Consider the following 1,597-nt stretch of genomic DNA (forward strand, 5'->3'; position numbering starts at 1 on the left):
CTCAAAACCGGCGTTGCCATTTCAGACGACGTGGATGCCGTACTGGCTCAAAGCGATGTCCTCATCGACTTTACCCGCCCCGAGCCAACCCTAAAACACCTGCAAAAATGCGTGGAAAAAGGCGTCAACATCATCATCGGCACCACCGGTTTCGACGACGCAGGCAAAGCCGCCATCCAAGCCGCAGGCGAAAAAACAGGCGTTGTTTTTGCAGCCAATTTCAGCGTCGGCGTCAACCTGACCTTCCACATCCTCGACACCGTCGCCCGCGTGTTAAACGAAGGCTACGACATCGAAATCATCGAAGGCCACCACCGCCACAAAGTCGATGCCCCAAGCGGCACTGCGTTGCGCATGGGTGAAGTCATTGCCGATGCACTCGGCCGCGACCTCAAAGAATGCGCCGTTTACGGCCGCGAAGGCCACACCGGCCCGCGCGATCCGTCCACCATCGGTTTTGCCACCGTCCGCGCAGGCGACATCGTCGGCGACCACACCGCCCTCTTCGCCACAGACGGCGAGCGCGTGGAAATTACCCACAAAGCCAGCAGCCGCATGACTTTTGCCGCCGGTGCCGTACGCGCCGCAGTTTGGGCAAACGGCAAAAAAGGCCTGTACGATATGCAAGACGTACTGGGTTTGAAAAACCGATAAACCCGCATCATCAGGTTTCATACCTTACAAGGCCGTCTGAAAGCACAACGTCGATTTTCAGACGGCCTTATTAAAAAGAAAGCCCCATTATGTCCTATCAACAAATCACCATCAACGTCAACGATGCCGTCGCCGAACGCCTTGCCGACGCGCTGATGGAACACGGCGCATTGTCCGCCGCCATTGAAGATGCCTACGCCGGTACAGAAAACGAGCAGGCTATTTTCGGCGAGCCGGGCATGCCGACCGAGCAAATCTGGCAACAAAGCAAAGTCATTGCCCTTTTCGGCGAAAGCGACGACGCCGCTTCCATTATCGAAGCCGCCGCGCATGAATGCGGTTTGAACGATTTGAAATACACCGGCGAAATCCTTGAAGATCAAGACTGGGTACGCCTGACCCAAGCGCAATTCGACCCGATTCAAATTTCCGACCGCCTGTGGATTACCCCATCTTGGCACGAAGCGCCCGACGGCAACGCCGTCAACCTGCAACTCGACCCTGGCCTTGCCTTCGGCACAGGCAGCCATCCGACCACCCGCCTCTGCCTCAAATGGCTGGACACGCAGCTCAAAGGCGGTGAAAGCGTATTGGACTACGGCTGCGGCTCAGGCATTTTGGCCATTGCCGCCCTCAAACTCGGCGCAGGCTCCGCCATCGGCGTAGATATTGACGAACAAGCCATCCGTGCCAGCAAAGACAATGCCGCGCAAAACAACGTCGATGCGCAGTTCTACCTGCCGGACGGCCTGCCGCAAGGTCAATTTGATGTCGTTGTCGCCAACATTCTGGCAAACCCGCTGCGTATGCTCGGCGAAATGCTTGCCGCGCGTACCAAACAAGGCGGCCGCATTGTCTTGTCCGGCCTTTTGGACGAACAAGTCGAAGAACTCAGCGGCATTTACAGCCAATGGTTCGACATCGAGCCTGCCGAAATCGAAGA

The 1,597-nt window shown here is 57.0% G+C and carries 2 protein-coding genes; both read left to right on the top strand.

Annotated features, from left to right (window positions below; all coding sequences use genetic code 11):
• Window positions 1–654 (top strand): 4-hydroxy-tetrahydrodipicolinate reductase (gene dapB, locus ACTHSP_RS20450; RefSeq protein ID WP_440346815.1); only part of this gene is annotated, 654 nt, incomplete at its 5' end.
• Between the two features lie 89 nt (window positions 655–743).
• Window positions 744–1,597: 50S ribosomal protein L11 methyltransferase (gene prmA / locus ACTHSP_RS20455; RefSeq protein ID WP_440346816.1), on the top strand; the 854-nt coding region annotated here is incomplete at its 3' end.

It is taken from the genome of Neisseria sp. P0001.S005, assembly GCF_051963715.1.